General features: G+C 40.0%; 13 protein-coding genes. 4 read left to right on the plus strand and 9 right to left on the minus strand.

Features of this window, described 5'->3' with window-relative positions; all coding sequences use genetic code 11:
- Positions 1–19: 19 nt before the first annotated feature.
- Together BA1_RS07890 and BA1_RS07895 are read right to left on the minus strand one after the other, a co-directional pair.
- On the minus strand, positions 20–2,128 hold the full coding sequence (locus tag BA1_RS07890) for a SpoIID/LytB domain-containing protein (RefSeq protein WP_008357525.1): 2,109 nt from the start codon (positions 2,126–2,128) through the stop codon (positions 20–22).
- 24 nt (positions 2,129–2,152) lie between these two features.
- Positions 2,153–2,476 (minus strand): lipoprotein, encoded by a 324-nt coding sequence (locus BA1_RS07895; RefSeq protein WP_008357527.1) that lies wholly within the window; start codon positions 2,474–2,476, stop codon positions 2,153–2,155.
- Between the two features lie 182 nt (positions 2,477–2,658).
- On the opposite strand from BA1_RS07895, the gene tagU reads away from it, so the two are divergent.
- Entirely contained in the window at positions 2,659–3,579 is a 921-nt protein-coding gene (gene tagU / locus BA1_RS07900; protein ID WP_008357528.1) for a polyisoprenyl-teichoic acid--peptidoglycan teichoic acid transferase TagU, read from the plus strand.
- Positions 3,580–3,615: 36 nt separating this feature from the next.
- Here tagU and wecB read toward each other — a convergent pair whose 3' ends face one another.
- Positions 3,616–4,755, minus strand: coding sequence for a non-hydrolyzing UDP-N-acetylglucosamine 2-epimerase (gene wecB / locus BA1_RS07905; RefSeq protein WP_008357531.1), 1,140 nt, complete (start codon positions 4,753–4,755; stop codon positions 3,616–3,618).
- A 263-nt stretch (positions 4,756–5,018) separates the two neighbouring features.
- On the opposite strand from wecB, the gene galU reads away from it, so the two are divergent.
- Positions 5,019–5,900, plus strand: coding sequence for a UTP--glucose-1-phosphate uridylyltransferase GalU (gene galU, locus BA1_RS07910; protein ID WP_008357533.1), 882 nt, complete (start codon positions 5,019–5,021; stop codon positions 5,898–5,900).
- 31 nt (positions 5,901–5,931) lie between these two features.
- Here galU and tagH read toward each other — a convergent pair whose 3' ends face one another.
- The 5 genes from tagH to tagD form a co-directional block, all read right to left on the minus strand.
- Positions 5,932–7,533 (minus strand): teichoic acids export ABC transporter ATP-binding subunit TagH, encoded by a 1,602-nt coding sequence (gene tagH, locus BA1_RS07915; RefSeq protein WP_008357535.1) that lies wholly within the window; start codon positions 7,531–7,533, stop codon positions 5,932–5,934.
- Positions 7,534–7,552: 19 nt separating this feature from the next.
- The gene (locus BA1_RS07920) at positions 7,553–8,380 is read right to left on the minus strand and encodes an ABC transporter permease (RefSeq protein ID WP_008357537.1); all 828 of its coding nucleotides are present in this window, start codon (positions 8,378–8,380) and stop codon (positions 7,553–7,555) included.
- Between the two features lie 148 nt (positions 8,381–8,528).
- The gene (locus tag BA1_RS07925; RefSeq protein ID WP_008357539.1) at positions 8,529–10,793 is read right to left on the minus strand and encodes a CDP-glycerol glycerophosphotransferase family protein; all 2,265 of its coding nucleotides are present in this window, start codon (positions 10,791–10,793) and stop codon (positions 8,529–8,531) included.
- Between the two features lie 48 nt (positions 10,794–10,841).
- Positions 10,842–12,308: an alpha-glucosyltransferase N-terminal domain-containing protein gene (locus tag BA1_RS07930; protein WP_008357541.1), complete on the minus strand. Its 1,467-nt coding sequence runs from the start codon at positions 12,306–12,308 to the stop codon at positions 10,842–10,844.
- Between the two features lie 97 nt (positions 12,309–12,405).
- A complete protein-coding gene (tagD, locus tag BA1_RS07935; RefSeq protein WP_008357543.1) occupies positions 12,406–12,795 on the minus strand; it encodes a glycerol-3-phosphate cytidylyltransferase in 390 nt (129 codons plus the stop codon).
- A gap of 370 nt (positions 12,796–13,165) precedes the next feature.
- Here tagD and BA1_RS07940 point away from each other — a divergent pair, with 370 nt between their 5' ends.
- Positions 13,166–13,936, plus strand: coding sequence for a WecB/TagA/CpsF family glycosyltransferase (locus BA1_RS07940; protein WP_008357545.1), 771 nt, complete (start codon positions 13,166–13,168; stop codon positions 13,934–13,936).
- Between the two features lie 11 nt (positions 13,937–13,947).
- Complete coding sequence (locus BA1_RS07945) at positions 13,948–15,135, plus strand: CDP-glycerol glycerophosphotransferase family protein (protein WP_008357547.1); 1,188 nt, start codon at positions 13,948–13,950, stop codon at positions 15,133–15,135.
- A gap of 17 nt (positions 15,136–15,152) precedes the next feature.
- Here BA1_RS07945 and BA1_RS07950 read toward each other — a convergent pair whose 3' ends face one another.
- Positions 15,153–17,783: an N-acetylglucosaminidase gene (locus BA1_RS07950; protein WP_008357548.1), complete on the minus strand. Its 2,631-nt coding sequence runs from the start codon at positions 17,781–17,783 to the stop codon at positions 15,153–15,155.
- Positions 17,784–17,793 lie beyond the last annotated feature (10 nt).

The raw sequence follows: 17,793 nt of genomic DNA on the forward strand, positions 1-17,793 counted from the left end.
TAAGTCCTCCCTTAACCTTTTAATAGTTTGTTAGTTTCGTGCCTGGATAGTAGAACGAAAGTATGGAAGAATATGAGTCTCCAGATTCAGCTCTAGCTTTGGCGCCGTATTGGCTCATTCCAATGCCGTGACCATACCCTTTTCCTGAAATCGTGAAGTCATCTGTATTATTTTTTACTGACGCAAACGTACTTTTCACCTTTGTTGCGCCCATGACGGTTCTAAACTCCGTCATCTTCATACTTGCCGTTGTACTTTTGTTCACTGTATACTTGCCTGTTTTGTTTTTCAAATGGTAATTCAGCTTGATTGATACTGTCTGCGCACGCTGACCTTTTGTTTTACCCGAGAATGTCAGACTAGAGATTGATGCGATTCTCATGTCAGATGCAGCTGTTTCTTTGTTTTTCAGCAGCCATGATTTTAGACCAGCAAGATCGGCTGCATTTGCTTCTTTTGTCTTAGACCACTGAGAGGCTGCTGTACTTGCAGTGAGCGTAGTGCCTAATTGTTTTTTAGACAACTTTAGTGTCCAAGTATTGACCGGATCTTTTGTGTCTTTTTTGGCTACTAAGTATGGAAGTGCATTTCCCCACACTTCTTCACTTGCCTCAGTATATCCGCCATTACTAGAATAATAGGTTGCTGAAATGAGTTGATTGTTATATGTCAGAACCTTTCCTTTTGTGGCATCGACAGCTTTTGTCGAATTCGTGTACCAATTATATCCTCCATATACTTGGAAGGCTGTTGTATCAGGTACGACTTTCCCAATACTTTTCACTGAATACGTTCTAGCGGCAACCGCTTGTGCTTTTAATGCTTCAACATGCCAGCTTGCAGGCATTTCGTTGGGCACAACACCTTTAAGATAGTCTTCAAATGGAATATTTTCGAGAGTCGGCCTGATATATCCTGATTCAATGGCAAAGTTTACATGACCTAAGTAAGGCTTTCCTGCAATTTGAAGGACATTTTTCGTTGAATATTTCTCAGGAACAACTCTTAATGTGTTATACGTCTTGATGCCTTTTAATGAAATTTTTCCGTTAGAAATATTCAATTGGTAGTTTTGATTTTTTTTCAGATAGACTTGCTTGGCTAAAGAATTTTTCAAGCTATCTTTGATTGCACTTGTGCTACCAGCCAGATGGTAAGCATATGTACCTTTTTCTTTCAGCAGTGCTTTTAGTGAAGCTGTAACAGAATCTGGTTTCACATACACAACGGTACTGTTAGATTTTGCAGCCAATTGCGACATCGGCATTGCATAAATGTAGCTAGAGGCTTTTGCTAAATAGACTTTATCTGCATTGATATTTAATTTCTTAATGATATTCACAGATAATTCGTAGCGATTGGCCCCGCTGATTCGTGTAACTTGTGAGGTTTTTTTGATTTGATTTTCTACTTTTTGTCCAGTACTTTTCGTACTGCCGACGATGATCACTTTACTTGGCAATTTGTAGGACGGAATAGAATCTTTTTTTGTTAAGAGAATTGGGTATCCTTTTCTCGATGCATAGGATGCAATCGCAATCCCATTCATAAATGAGTTCCCGCCGACAACTACGGCTTGCTTGTAGTTACCCATTTCCTTTGCGATTTTTTGGGATATTTCAAACTTGTCTTTTCCACTAATGCGTCTCACTTTACCGTACTTTTTGATTGATTTCTCAGCAGCTGTTGAAATACTTTTCGTATTACCGATAATCAGGATGTTGTCCGGATTCATTTTTTTCAGCTGGTTTTCAGTTGTTTTCGTGAGCTTTTCAATGTTCGTGTACAAAATCGGTGCGCCCAGTTTGTATGCTAACGGCGATACAGAAATGGCATGATCAAAAGCATCTCGGCTCACAATCACAACGGTTGAAGGGTTTGTCCAGCCTGCAGAAGCGATACTATTGGCTACTTCGTATCGATTTTTGCCATCATATCTTTTCGTGACAGCAACATTTGATCCTGATAGCTTGTATTCTCCAGTTGTTGATAGATCTATACTATTTTTGTTTCCGATATAATTAGACAATTTCACTGAAATTGTCGAGCTAGCCATGGCAGACTGAAACGGTGCGACTAGTAGAGTCAGTGTCATGAGAACAATAAGTGTAATGCCTGTTTTCTTCAATTTTGTTCATCCCGCCCATCTTTTTTACTTCTGTTTTTCGATCTTTTGAATTTCTTTTTGACCACTGTCATTGATAAAGTAAGAGATTTCTACTTTGTCACCTGGTTTAAATTCATTTAACACATCTTTAAAATTATCCGTAAATTCATAGCTTAAGGTCGTATTCATTTTTTTCACTTCGACTGTATGTGCATCAGCCATTCCAATAAATTCAGCTTGTTCTTCAAGTACCTGAGGAGTTGAACTGTTTGTCTTGTTTTCTCCTGAGGACTGCTCAGCCGTTCCACATGCTGTGAGCACGATACCTAGTAGTAGTATTAAGAACGGTAAACCGACGATTTTCTTCATTTTTTTCACCTCATGTCTTTGTATCGTCTTATAACATAATATTTTAAGGTAAATTTAAGGTTTTTTGAAACCTTTTTTTTGTTACAACGTCTATATCTAGGTTCAGAGTAAAAAAATAACTTGTTTATCAAGATTCGTAAACCTATAATCATGGAAGAATCATAGAAAAGGTGAGGGACATTATGAGAGCTGAAAGAAAAAGAAAGAAGAAAAAGGTTCTTTGGATTGTTTTATCGATTATTGGCTTGTTCGTTTTAGTTACTGGCGGATATGCCTATCATCTTTGGAACACAGCAGCATCAACGGTTGCAGGTATTCAGGAAAACTTAAAGAAGTCAGATAAGCGTGACAAAGATGTCGATTTAAGTAAGAAAGACCCGATCTCTATTTTAATCATGGGTGTCGATGAAAGAAAGAATGACCGCGGCCGTGCAGATACATTAATATACATGACAGTCAATCCGAAAACGAAAACAACTGAAATGGTGAGTATCCCGCGTGATACGTATACAAAAATTGTCGGAAAAGGCACAATGGATAAAATCAACCATTCTTACGCTTTCGGCGGTACACAAATGGCAGCAGATACAGTAGAAGAACTGCTTGATGTACCTGTTGATTACTTTTTTAAAGTAAACATGGAAAGCTTTAAGGATATTGTCGATACACTTGGCGGCATCACAGTGAACAGCACGTTTGCTTTCAGCTATGACGGCCATTCATTTGGTACAGGAGAGATTAACCTAAACGGCGATGAAGCCCTTGCCTATACAAGAATGAGAAAGCAAGACCCTAAAGGTGACTTCGGGCGTCAGCAAAGACAGCGTCAGGTCATTGAAGGCATCATTGCAAAAGGAGCTAACATCTCATCTATTACGAAATTCGGCGATATGTTTAAAGTTGTTGAGAACAACATGAAAACCAACATGTCCTTTGACGATATGTGGACGCTGATGAATGATTATCGTGATGCAAGACAAAATGTGAAACAGCACGAGCTGAAAGGCACAGGCACACGAATCAATAACATTTATTATTATCAGCTTGATGACAGCAGTTTAGCGAAAGTGAAGAAGGAATTGAAGGAAAGTTTAGAGCAGTAAAAAAACGAAGACTACGTGAATGTAGTCTTCGTTTTTTTATGATTGAAATGGGGCTGGCTTTTCGTCACTTAACCCAAAACGATGAAGGAGCTCTTGAACGATACGTTTCGATGCTTGTCCATCACCATAAGGGTTAGAAGCCTTCGACATGTGATCGTACTCTTGCTGGTCTTCTAACAGCTCTTTTGCCATCTGATAAATGGTTTCCTCATCTGTTCCTGCGAGCTTGAGCGTGCCAGCTTTCACGCCTTCTGGACGTTCTGTTGTATCACGCAGCACTAATACTGGCTTCCCTAAAGAAGGAGCCTCCTCTTGCACACCGCCGGAATCCGTTAAAATAAAGTGTGAAGCGGCAGCAAAGTTATGGAAGTCAACCACTTCAAGCGGCTCAATTAAGTGCACACGATCGAGATCACTGAATTCCGTCTGTGCCGCATCACGAACGACAGGATTTAAATGAACAGGATATACGACCTGAACATCTTCAAACTCTTCTACAACACGTCTAATCGCTCTAAACATGTTTTTCATCGGCTGACCAAGGTTCTCCCTACGATGAGCCGTTAATAAGATCATTTTATCTGTGCCTATTTTCTCTAGAATAGGATGCTGATACTGTTCAGTGACTGTTGTTTGCAGAGCGTCAATGGCGGTATTTCCTGTGACAAATATGGTTTCTTCTTTTTTATTTTCTATTAAAAGATTCTGCTTCGCCTCAGCCGTAGGTGCAAAGTGAATATCAGCAATAGTACCTGTCATTTGGCGGTTCAATTCCTCTGGGAATGGAGAATACTTATTATGTGTTCTCAAGCCTGCCTCAACATGACCAACTGAAATTTGGTGATAAAAAGCAGCCAAACTTCCCGCAAAGGTTGTCGTTGTGTCTCCATGAACAAGGACAATATCAGGTTTTTCCTCTTGGAATAATTGATCTAGTTTTAACAGTGCGTTTGATGTGATTTCAGATAATGTTTGGCGTTCTTTCATAATATTTAAATCGTGATCGGGCTTGATATCAAAAGCTTTCAGCACTTGATCAAGCATTTGACGATGCTGAGCAGTCACAGTAACCGAAGATTTAATTTGTGGATATTTTTTTAGTTCAAGGACAAGGGGTGCCATTTTAATCGCTTCAGGCCTCGTCCCGAATACAGTCATTACATGTAATGTTTTCAATAGTCTATGCCTCTTTCCTTCTCAATATCGTATGTTGTTCATTATACAAAAGAATAGAAACGAATCCTAATCATTCTATATGCATAATCTTTACATCGCCTTTACTCTTTTTAACATGAATATTTACACAAGTCCTTTACAATAGGTTTTAAATCTTTCTCGTAAATCATTTGTCATTTCTATCATTTGTAAGTTACACTTTATGAAAGATGAAAAATGAAGTCAAATCATTTTGTCTATATGTAAGGAAGGTGCAAAGTTCATTGAAAAAAGTACGTAAAGCCATTATACCAGCTGCAGGTCTCGGGACGCGTTTCCTCCCTGCCACAAAGGCCATGCCTAAAGAAATGCTGCCAATCGTTGATAAACCAACCATTCAATATATTATTGAAGAAGCTGTTGAATCAGGAATTGAAGACATTATTATTGTGACTGGAAAAGGGAAAAGAGCCATTGAGGATCATTTTGATTTTGCGCCAGAGCTTGAGCGCAACCTTGAGGAAAAAGGGAAAAGTGAGCTTTTAGAAAAGGTAAGAAAGTCCTCTAATATTGCTGACATTCACTATATCCGCCAAAAGGAGCCTAAAGGGCTTGGTCACGCCGTTTGGTGCGCCCGTAACTTTATCGGCGATGAACCATTTGCCGTGTTACTAGGGGATGACATTGTTCAAGCCGAAACACCTGGGCTCCGCCAGCTGATGGATGAATATGAAAAAACCTTGTCATCTGTGATCGGCGTTCAGCAGGTAGCGGACAGCGATACGCATCGCTACGGGATCATTGACCCTCTTACACAAGAAGGACGCCGCTACCAAGTGAAAAACTTTGTTGAAAAGCCGCCGCAAGGAACAGCACCATCGAATCTAGCCATTTTAGGGCGCTACATTTTCACGCCAGAGATTTTTATGTTCCTCGATCAACAAGAAATTGGTGCAGGCGGAGAAATTCAACTGACAGATGCCATCCAAAAGCTCAATGACATCCAGCGCGTATTTGCCTATGATTTCGAAGGAAAACGATATGATGTCGGCGAGAAACAAGGTTTCATTGAAACGACCCTAGAGTTTGCCCTTCAGGATGAAGAGCTGAAAAAGAAACTCATTCCATTTATGAAACAGCTTCTTGAAAAAGAAGAAGCCCATTAAGAAAAGCTACCGGCATCGGCAGCTTTTCTTTTTATTTCATAACTGAAATGGTCAGCGTATGCTGTTCATTATCAATGACAAACAGATAATTTTCGCCCTTTACTGCGAATTTCGTTTGTTTCTCATTCATCCAGACATTCTGTTCTGTCAGCCCGAGTGTCGAAGGAGAAATCGTCATGATCTCGCGGAACACCATCGTTTTCGCCTGTCCATTTTGAATCACATAATCCGTTTTTTCAGTCGTCAGCCGCTCAATGGCATCACCCTGTTCACTTTTGACCGAGATAAGTGTTTGCATTCTTTGCTTCAGCACAGACTCCTCTTTCCCAAGGAAAGAAAGTAAGTATTCATACGAGCCTGCGGATGCGGGAGATACGTAGGAATTGAACTGTGCGGGTCCGATGGATAATGGCTTCAACTCATCTGCGTTTTGCAGCGCATTAGGTTTCGCATAATACGTCTCTGCTTCCGTTTTGATTTGAACGGTTTGTTTGTTATCAGCCACAGCCTGTACTTTTTGTCCAAAAGGCAACGTAACGTCTGCCTTTTTCTTCATGGCTTGGTCTTTATAGACCGTCATTGGATCTGCCTTGACTATGGCCAGTTGATCAATTTTTCTCATATCAGAGGCACCTTTCGTCTCATTCTTCGTTGACTGAGGCGCCTCTGTTTTATTTGATGGAATTGCACCAAATGTCGCCAGCGTACGAAGCGGGCGGTCCGAAAACATAGAAAGGGCAAGTAAGATGGTGAAGAGCGCTAAAATTGTCACTTGTAACGCTGGTCCGAAAAACGAACGTCGTTTCCCGTTCTCATGATAACGAGACACCCTTTCTGTCTTTTGTACACCTTTTCGGCCTTCCTTGTGCTTCAATTGGTATTCCTTTTTCTCTTGCTTGGATAGCTTGTTAAACCATTCAACAAACTCCTTATACTCTTTCACAACCTTTTTCGTATCATCAAACATACGAAGCTCACCATAATGCATCCAAGCAACCCGGTCACAGATTTTTTGGATTTGACTAATGGAGTGGCTCACAAAAAAGATTGTCTTTCCTTGTTCTTTAAATTCTGTAATGCGGTCCACACATTTTTGATAGAAGGTTTGGTCTCCTACAGATAACGCTTCATCAATAATGAGGATATCTGGATCAATATGTGCTGAAATGGCAAAGCCTAAACGAGATTTCATCCCGCTTGAATAGCTCTTTACAGGCTGATCGATAAAGTCGCCAATATCCGCAAACTCGACGATTTTTTCATATAGCTCGTCTATTTCTTTATTCGTCAGCCCCATCATTAAGCACTTTAATCGAATGTTGTCTTTACCGCTTAATTGATTATTCAGCCCTGCCGAAATGGCAATTAACGAAGGCTGGCCATCCATATCAATCTCACCGCTCGTCGGTGGAATGATTTTCGCTAGAAGGTTCGACATCGTTGATTTTCCAGATCCATTGATTCCTACAAAACCAATCGTCTCACCTTCATATACGTCAAAGGACACATCACGAACAGCAAAGAAACCTTTTTCATTTTTATTAGGAAAAAACAGCCCTTTAATCTTATCCGACTGTTTTTTATATAGGACGTATTGCTTGGATACGTTTCGAAACGAAACCTTTAGTTTCATCGTATAATCTCCTTACTTTTTAAAGAAAATCGACAAATTTATCCCTGAATTTCATATGAAGCAATGAACCAACTGTTAAAAGAAGAAGCGTCATCAGCCAAAAATAAAGCGTATATTTCACATCATGGAAGAACCATTCTCCCTTTAACAAGCTATTTCTGAAACCATCAATAATGTAGAAAAGAGGATTCAATCTTAAAATATCTCCTATCCATGCTTTGTCTCCAGTGAGCTTCTCTGAGATATTCCAAAAAATCGGCAGCAAAAAGAAAAGTAAACGTGTCACGGATTGTAACAGAAATTGATAATCTCTTACGAGTACGCTAATTGTTGAATTAAACAAACTAAACGAAAACATAAACGCGATCATACAAATCAGATAGTATATATATTGTAGCCAATGCGCGTCAGGATATATGCCATAGGAAATCAGCACAATCAGATAGACACCCATCATGACAAAATAGCTAAACAAATTGGACATAATCACCACAGACGGCAGCGCACTAATCGGAAAATTCATTTTCGATACCATATTAATGCGTTTAAACACACTGTTTGATCCATCAAGAATCGTCGGACTAATGAAGAACCATGGAATTAATCCGGCAAGCATCCAAATGATAAATGGAACCTCCATGCCTCCAATGACAATTGGCTGTCCTCCTCTAATTCCCATACCAAAAACAAACCAGTAAGCCAGCATTTGAATCAATGGATTTAAAAACTGCCATAAAACACCTAAATAATTCATCTGATATTTTGATTTTGTTTCATAAACAGCAAGTCGCATAATCAGCGGAAATGAGCCGATTTGCTCCTTCAATATCGTCAACATTGCGTTCATTGTTATCTTCCTTAGATATAAGTTTTTGGGATTACTTTTTTAAAAGCACCGTTCATAATTGTAACAGAAGTTGAGGATTATTTCACTTTATATCATGATAAAAGGCTTACAAGCCATTAGCTGTAAGCCTTTATCCTGTTTATTTAACCTATTCAAACACTACTTCCACCACACGCTTCGATGACTCTCCGCTCTCTAAATAGCAGAACTTTTCATAAAACGGTGCGAATGAAGCTGGTAATGTAAAAGTCGGCTGTTCTGTTTCTCTTACCCATTCAATCACGCTTGATGTTTCTTTTACAAGCGGTCCTGGTGCTTCTTGTTCAAAGTCGAAGTAGAAGCCTCTTAGTTTGTCACGATATGTTTCGATGTCTGGTACATAGAACAGCATCGGACGTTTGAGGTTTGCATAATCAAAGAACACGGATGAGTAATCTGTGATGAGCAGATCAGAAATCATATACAGGTCTCGAATGTCTTCGTAATGAGAGAAGTCATAGGCAAAGCCTTCATATGGTCCTAGATCAAAGTTTTCAGCGACTAAATAGTGCATACGAAGAATGATGATATATTCTTCTCCGATAGCTGCTCTCAGCTCATGCAGATCAAGGTCTAAATCAAACTTGTACTGCCCTTTTTTATAAAATTGATCGTCTCTCCATGTCGGTGCATATAAAATCAATTTTTTATCAAGCGGCAGGTTCATTTTTTGTTTGAGTGCTCTCATCGTTTCTTCATTGTTTTGATTGTGAAGGAAATCATTTCTCGGATATCCCGACTCAATCATGGTCTTCTGGAATTGGAACGCACGTGTAAAGATTTCAGTCGAGTATGCATTAGGAGAAATGAGATAATCCCAGTTCGATGCTTCTTTCGTGAAGTTCTTTTTGTATTTCTTTGTGTTTGTTCCAGGCATATGCACTTCGTCCATGTCCATCGCCAGTCGTTTTAACGGCGTACCGTGCCATGTTTGCAAATATGTTGTGTGGTCTGGTTTTGGAACCCATAGCGGCAAACGGCTGTTTACGACCCAATACTCGGCTCTTGCCATCGCAAAAATCCATTTGAATGACAGACGATTGATATAGTAGATGCCTCTTTCCTTAAACGGTGCTTCATGCCCTTTTTTAACGCTCCAGATCAGCGTATATTCAGGGTGATTTTCTTTCATATATTCATAAATAGCACGAGGGTTACAGCTGAATTGTTTCCCATTAAAGCTCTCAAAAACAACGGTTTTCTCTTTCACAGATAGCTTACTCGCCAGTGTAAAGGTCGTTTGGAACGTCCTTGTCACAAGTCGATTGCGGACTTTTTTGATTTTGCCGATTTGCTTTTTGACTTTCTTCCATTTGCTCTTCACATAGTACTTAGCACGTGTCTTCATGGTGTAATCATTAATTCGGATGCCAAGCGTTTGTCTTTTTTTCTTTCGGTACACTTCATATCGAATCGGTACATCGTTTCGTTTATAAATTTGAACAAGCCCTTTGAGTTTGTTTGAACGATCTCCCAGCACTAAAGAAGTCGTTGTTAGCGTTTCTTCCACTCCGTTAACATCGCAAATAAACTCAAGATAGAAACGATATACAAGGCGTTTGTTTAAGGAATAAGTTAATTCCTTCAAAGGGACTTCTGCTAAAAATTGATAAAGCTGTGGTGTTTGATGGTCATCACGGTATTCAATTGCTTCATCTTTTTTATGTGTGATCTTTACCGGAAAGCGGTGCTCAATTGGTTCTTCACCATTCTTCTTCAATAGAAGCTTTACTTCTTTGATTTGATAAGGGTGCTCTGCACTCAGAACGCCTGCATACCCAGATAAAGATAACGTACATTCTTTGTTAAGCTCGATGTGATTGAATTTCACAACTTTGAGCTCCCGCTTGATTTTCAAAGAAGCATTTCCCTTGTCTGTACGATATGGAATGACATACAGCATCGCCTCTTTATTTTCTACAAATGTCATCTCTGGCGTTTCAATGTCCATTTTCAAACGACGTTTATAATATGGTGTTTTCTCTTCTATTTCAGAATCTGCATTGATATCGGCTTCTTTTACTTCCTCTTCCTCTTCTTCCGAATCAGAATCATAGGCTGAGTCTTCAAGCTCGTCTTCGTCCTCTTCTTTGTCTGCGCTCAGATAGTCCGTAACATATAAGTTATATGTCTGGCCTTGCTCTAACGAAAGCGGGAACGAAGCTTCATTCAGTACCAATTTGAATAGATTCTCTTCCTGATGAACAAGCGGAAGGAATAGTTCTTGTTTTGATACCCTTTCTCTCATAAACAGATAAAATTCTCTATCTGCTAATGGCATGTCATCGTAGATGCGGACGAGCATTTCTAATTTCTCATGATGATTTTTTAAACCTATAACGACACTCTTTTTATGAATACCATCTTCAATCATTAATCGTTAGTCTCCTCTATTCAAAAATCTTACCGCTATTTTGTATCATTATTTCACTTTCCAAGAATAGTTCCCCTGCTTTGTTTGATACGACCAGCCATCTATTGATGATGGTTTATTGGTCAGGAGCTCTCCCTCTACTTCTAGACGTTGCAGAACTTCTTGAAGTTCTTCTGTTTTGAAGCGAATGTAAAAATCAACATATTTCGTTTCGTTCAATTCAATGTTTTTCTTTGTTTGAAAATGACCAATTGGGAAGCTAACTTGATGGTTTTCATCAATTGTTTGAGATATAATTTCAGCTCCATTGACTCGATCATATCCTGCAAAATCAATTTTCACATGATCCGCTTGGCTCATTTCGTCCTTCACCTCAAGCTGAAGGTGCAGAACATGGTGTTCAGAGCTTAGATCACGCAAGCTCCATTTCATGCGCTCCACGATACTTCTCAGTTCATCTTTACGCACACGGTTTTCGAGCATCTGATGAAGGGCTCTATTCCAAGCCGGCATTTCATCAGAAGGCACATGATAAAAATAAGCTTGTTCTCCCAATACCTTCTCGACATCTTCTTTATGCTTAGTATCTCCAAAGAAGACGGCATCCACTTGCTGTTTTCTGATTTGTTTAAATAATTCTCCATATTGAGAATCAATGTGGTGCGGATTTTCCTCATAATGGGCTTCATGCACAAAAGCAGCATAATAAGTTGTTTCCGGTTGATCTATTTTAAACAGATGGCGATCTTGGTCCCGTTCCTCTGTTACCATCAGCTTTAACCGGTCATTTTGTGATTGAATCATAGATAGCCATTGCTGCTTTATATCCGTCTTCTTTGAAAATGTTTGAATTCCTGTTTTTTTATACCAATTAATGTGGCGCACTGGATTTTTTTTTGCATCACCAGAGTAGATGATCTCCATACAGATGCTACCATCGTCCTTGATCAATTCCTCTAAGTATAGAGCGCCTGTATGAGGAACAAAGCTTTGTACTCTGCGCAAAGCTCCCTGCCAATCGTATTCTTCCCTCTTCACTAATTGCTGCTCTTCATTATATTGATCAATCGTCCAAATGGGAGAAGAAGGCAGTTCATATCTCGTCACCTGAATGGTCGATTCATCTGCCGGTATGACCGATTCATTGATCGAATGCGGTACTTCCCCTGCAATAAACTCCGAGTAATGCCTTTTGCTCCCGCTCTCCGGTAAAATATAATGTTCGAATACATTCATGATGTCAATTTGAGGATGGAAGGCCTCCTTCATGCTGCGGATACGTTCCTTCGCATTTACATCGAAGTTCAAAGTTAAAATCACAGCATGCTTATGTTCCTCAGCCAGTCGCTTTAATCTTGCATTTAAAGACTTCGTTAAGCTATCATCCTGTTTTGGCACGTCACCTACAATAAAGTAGTAGTCCATATCAGGGATACCAACTGATGTCATTGTTTCATGTGGTTCAGGTTGATCCAATGTGTGTTCAACTTTTTTCTTCATCCAATTTTGAAACACAGGAAGCTCTCCTTAAAAATAATGATGCCTTGCTCATTGTATTTTACATGAAAAAGCACTTCTCACCAAAAGATAAGAAGTACTTTTTTTCAATCTATTAAAGTCCCGCAATTTCTTCCTTAATTTGTGTTGTCGAGATACCTTCTGTTCTCTTCAAGTAAACGACTTCACAATACTCTTTCAAGAAATCGAATTTGCCTTCCCAGTCATCTCCCATGACAAATACATCAATGTCATGCTCTTGTACATCGCGGACTTTTTGATCCCAGCTATTTTCTGGAATGACTTCGTCTACATAACGAATGGTTTCTAAAATCAGCTTTCGATGCTCGTAGCTATGATAAGCCTTTTTTGATTTTTGTAAATTAAATTCATCTGTAGAGATGGCCACCACTAAGTAATCTCCGAGCTGCTTTGCACGCTCTAGCAGCTTGATGTGCCCCCAGTGTAATAAATCAAATGTACCGTAAGTAATAACTTTCTTCATTGTAAACATAAACTCCTTTCTTTCATCCTTATTCGTCTGCTTCAAACAGTAATGTTTATCCGTAATCCTATTATCATCGATTCATATTTTTTCGCTCTTCGGAACCTCATTATATCACAACGCCCAATAAACGTTAAGCAGATGTAAAGACAAACTATTTCCAATTTAATGGGCACGAATGAAAAAGTCCGAAAAATCAATGTTTCACTAGGCTTCAGTCCTATGAAGTGATGAAAATGTCACGAAATTTAAAGGATTGTAAAGTTATTGTTAATATTTCATGGAGCAACTGTGATAAAATGATGAGTAGGTGAAGAATGAATTTACAATGAACGTTCATAGATAACAAGATACAAAGGGGGTCTGAGCAATGCAAACAGAAATGGTCTCTAACCTTTCTTATGTAAATGGCGACTTAGAAGAATTTATCAGCTATATCAATCAACATCATATTTCCCAGAGAAGAGGCGCCATGATTGCGACGGTGAATCCAGAGATCGGCTATGCAGTCATGAAGGATGATGCGTACCATCAAGTGGTCTCTTCTGCGGATTATGTACTGCCGGATGGTGTAGGTGTTGTGTTGATGTCACGTATGACACAAAGTCCATTGAAATCAAGAATTGCAGGTTTTGATGTGTTCATGTCTATGCTCGATCTTGCAAACAAGCAATCTAAAAGTATCTTTTTATATGGGGCGAAAAAAGAAGTGCTTGAGGCTGTCAAACAGCGGATTGATTCGGAATATCCAAATGTGGTGATCGCAGGCAGCTGTGACGGTTATCAAGCCGACAAACGTTTTGTGGCAAAACAAATTGCTCGTTCAAAACCAGATATGGTATTTGTTGCTTTAGGTTATCCAAACCAAGAGAACTTTATTTATGAATACCGTCATTTGTTCCCGCAAGCTGTTTGCATCGGTTTAGGTGGAAGCTTTGATGTATTTAGCGGAACGGTGAAACGTGCACCACGCTGGATGATCAAAACAAATACAGAATGGCTGTACAGACTGATTGTCAATCCGTGGAGATGGAAACGAATGCTGAATATTCCGAAGTACGCTTTTGCCGTATTAAAAGAAAACAAAGGCAAAAAGCGCTACTATCCTGAGCAAATAAAGGATCAGACGAAGCAGCTGTGAGAGACTGATACATGATGAATATACGCTCACTGATCATCTCATGTTATGCAGCTTTTGTGTCTTTCATTGGATGGCTGATGAGCGGCGTGAAACCTCGTGAAAACCAGGTGACGCTGCTTGTTTCATTCCAAGAGAATGCAGCTGCTCTCATTGATGCTTATCAACAACAGGCGAATATGACGATGAAGCTCACTGTCCTCTATACGAAGCATGCTTCCGTGATAGAAAAGGACGTGCCTCATGTGTCATTTCGCTATTTTCATGAAAAAAACCCCTTCCATCTCATTCAATGTATGTATACGATGCTGAAAAGCAAAGTCGTTGTCACGGATAATTATTTTCTGATGACAAGTGTGCTAAGAAATAGACCTTCTACTACTTGTATTCAGGTGTGGCATGCCAATGGCGCTTTGAAAAAGTTCGGTCTTGAAGACGCTTCAAATCGTGACCGAAGTTCTCGTGATCTGAAACGCTTCAAGCGGGTCTATGCGTCTTTCGATTATATCGTCACAGGCTCAGATCAAATGCGTGAGATTTTTAACACTTCATTTGGCGTCGATGACGATCGTTTTTTACCAACAGGTGTGCCGTTTACGGATGTGTACTATGATCAGCGCCCACCTTCCTTTGATACAGATGTTTTCCCAAAAGGAAAAAAAATCTTGCTTTATGCACCGACCTATCGAGATTTCGCTATGGACGATCTTGTCCTACCCTTTTCAAAAGAGCAATTGCAGAAAGAACTGAACGGTGACTACATCCTGCTCGTTAAGCTTCATCCTGCGGTTAAACATTTAGCCAAAGCTGAAACAGATGGTGAATGGATATTTGATGTGTCCGATCAGCCGCTCTATCCTTTGCTCTATGCCTGTGATGTCTTGATTACGGATTATTCGTCAATTGTGTTTGAATATGCGCTGCTTCAAAAACCTGTTTTATTCTTCACTTATGATCTAGAGACTTATCGAACGAAACGCGGCTTAGTCGATCATTATGAAGACATCATTCCAGGAAAGGCTTGCGTGACTCATGACATGCTCTTAAAGGAGCTAATGCAGCTAAACGAAGCAGACAATCGAGCCTTATTAAAAACCTTTGCTGAGGAATGGAACCAATATTCAAAGGGGCAGTCAAGTAAACAGCTCTTATCATTTATCGAACAGCAGCTCTTACACAAAAAACGTCCAGCTTCTCAATAGGAAGCACGGACGTTTTTTTATTGGTTATACACCGGAATATCATAATACAGCGTATAGTTATCAAGTAAGTTATACAAACTATACATACGAGTGACCTGTTTATAAGCCCATCCAATATCCGTTGCATATTGATGAGTGGCTGCCGCAGACCAGCGCATTTTATAAATCGTATCTTGTTGGTATGTGGCGTTATTGATATAGCTGTTACCAATGAATTTTGCCCCGCCGATAATGGCTGCTTCTGGCGTAAACCATTGCTGTTCATACGCATACTTTGCACCAAGGTAATTCGGATTGCTGTCATATGCACCAATGCCATACATATTATATACGATCTTATCATTAAATTTCGTACCGTTCGCTAAAACCGAACTTCCGTTACCAGTTTCAAGCAGCGCATGAGAAATTAAATAGATTTCGTTGATATGATACGTTTTCGCTGCTGTAATAAAGGCTTGTCCTTTTCCAGCTAGAATACCTTTCCCTGCTAAAATCTTCGAATTGACTTCAGCCGGATCGAGATTCGCAGCTTCAGAGAGTTTGAGAAATTGAAAATATGATGGCGTACCCTCAACGATATTGGCTGGGTCTACATATTTTAATACTTCTGCTGAACTCGCATTTCTCCAGCCAAGGCTGATCTTTATCCAGTTTCCTTCTTTCCCAAGCTGTTTCACTTTTGTGCCCTTGTTCAGCTGTGCCACAATGTTGCTTGAAGAACTTGAATCCGGTGTAGAACGTACATTTAACCCATCTGTATTCACTGTTGAAGTCGCTGCGTCTACATATGTCGCATACACATATGCCGCACCATCTGTCTGTGGTGACACCTTCATTTGTTTGTTCACCATCTCATTGACAGTGAGGTTATAATTCGTTTGCATAACCATTGGACCATTTTTGATTTTGGTTGCGGTGGCTGTCCAGCCATATTGGCTTTTCACAAAAGCAATGGCCGCATTGGCACTGGTTAATCCGGTGAATTGCTGCGTCATGTTGATTTTATATACCGGTGATGTTGTCGTTTTATAAGCTGCTGTTTCATTCCGTTTTTTGAAAAATGTCATGCCTTGATCACGCAATGCAGCAGTCGAAATGACACCTGTTTTGATCTGATATTGACCATAATCGGTTGTACCCGTTTTTTGGGCGGCCGCCTTCATTTTTTGTTTCGTCAAATAGCTAAGTGCTTGATTGAGTTTTGTCTGATTCACAGTCGCCTCTGTTGTGATACGGTATTGCTTGACAACTTCTGTTAAAGTTTTTGTACTGCTGGCAACCCCATTTTTCTCAATGATTTCTTGCGCCTGCTTCACTTTGTTTTGATCATATACAGGTGTTGTCACCAAGCTATACGCTTTGGTGACGGCTTGCCCCTGGGCTGTTGTGATGTTACTTGTTACCTGTTGTGCCTTTAAGTATTCGGCACCTTTATTCACTTTTGCCTGGTCCATTGCTTGATTGACGACAAGTCGATACGTGCTGTCAGATGCTACACCTGTTTTTTTCGTTGTTGCGGACACCTTTTTCTTTTGGAAGAAAGCGGCTGCTTTTTTCGCTTGATCATCACCCAAAAGATTCCCAGTCACTACTTGATATGGCTGCGTAGAAGATATTTTTTTGGACGTATAGCGCCATTTCTTTTTCTTGAAAAAGTCCACTGTTTTTGCGTAAGCCGTATCGTTTAATTGATTGAGCTTCACGATATAATTTTTCGTTTTCCCTACTCGCTGCAACGTACCGGCAGCACCAGTTTGTTTCTTGATCTGCGCTACAGCTGAGGCTGCTTGTTTGCTGTCTTTGAAATAGCCCGATTCCATGCTATACACATTTTTAGCAGCTCCTGCCTTCTGAATCTTCCCGCTGATTTTTGCTTCTTTTTGCAGCTGGGTCAGAAGGATCTGGGCTTTAGACTGGTTAGCTTGTGCAGCTGATGTGACGATGTAATACGGCTTGCCTGCAGCCACCGTTTGAAGCACTGCTTTTATACCAGATTCCTTTTGAAAGCCTTGCAGGATGGTATTTGCCTTACTTTGTCCAACAATATTGCCTGAGATCAGCTGATACACGGTGCCCGCTTTGCTTTCAGTTTGGTATGTACTAGTGACTCCGACCTGCTTTTGTAATTCCGTCTGAATATTTTTGACCTTCGTTTCTGAATCAATGACTCCTGAAATGACCTGATAAGAAGGTTTGCTTTGATTGATAGGTTCATAGGAGCTATTGAGCCCTGATGTTTTCGTCAGCTCTAATGAGAGCTTTTTCGCCTGGCTTTCATCGTTGATTGGGTCAGATACGACCTTTTGTAAAGGAAGGCGGTCACCTACTGGAGACACAGTACCGCTTATGCCCAGCTCCTTTTTTAATGCCGTAGCACTTGCACTTGCTGCAGCTTGTGAGTCATATCCTGAGGCAATGAGTTGATAGGTTGATGTATTTCCTGAGGTTTGATAAGTGGCTGTCCACTTTTTGTCCTTTTTCAATGCGTCAACTGCTTTTTTCACTTCTGCTTCTGTTGTAAATACTTTTGAGGTGCTGATTGTATAAATGGATTGATCGACATAGGAGGCTGCTTGTGCTTCTTTGCCTGTGTGTAATGTCATACCAAAGGCAGCTGCGAGTAACATAATCTTGATGGTTTTTTTCACGTTCCCTGTC

This window comes from Bacillus xiamenensis (assembly GCF_000300535.1).
Taxonomy (GTDB): domain Bacteria; phylum Bacillota; class Bacilli; order Bacillales; family Bacillaceae; genus Bacillus; species Bacillus xiamenensis.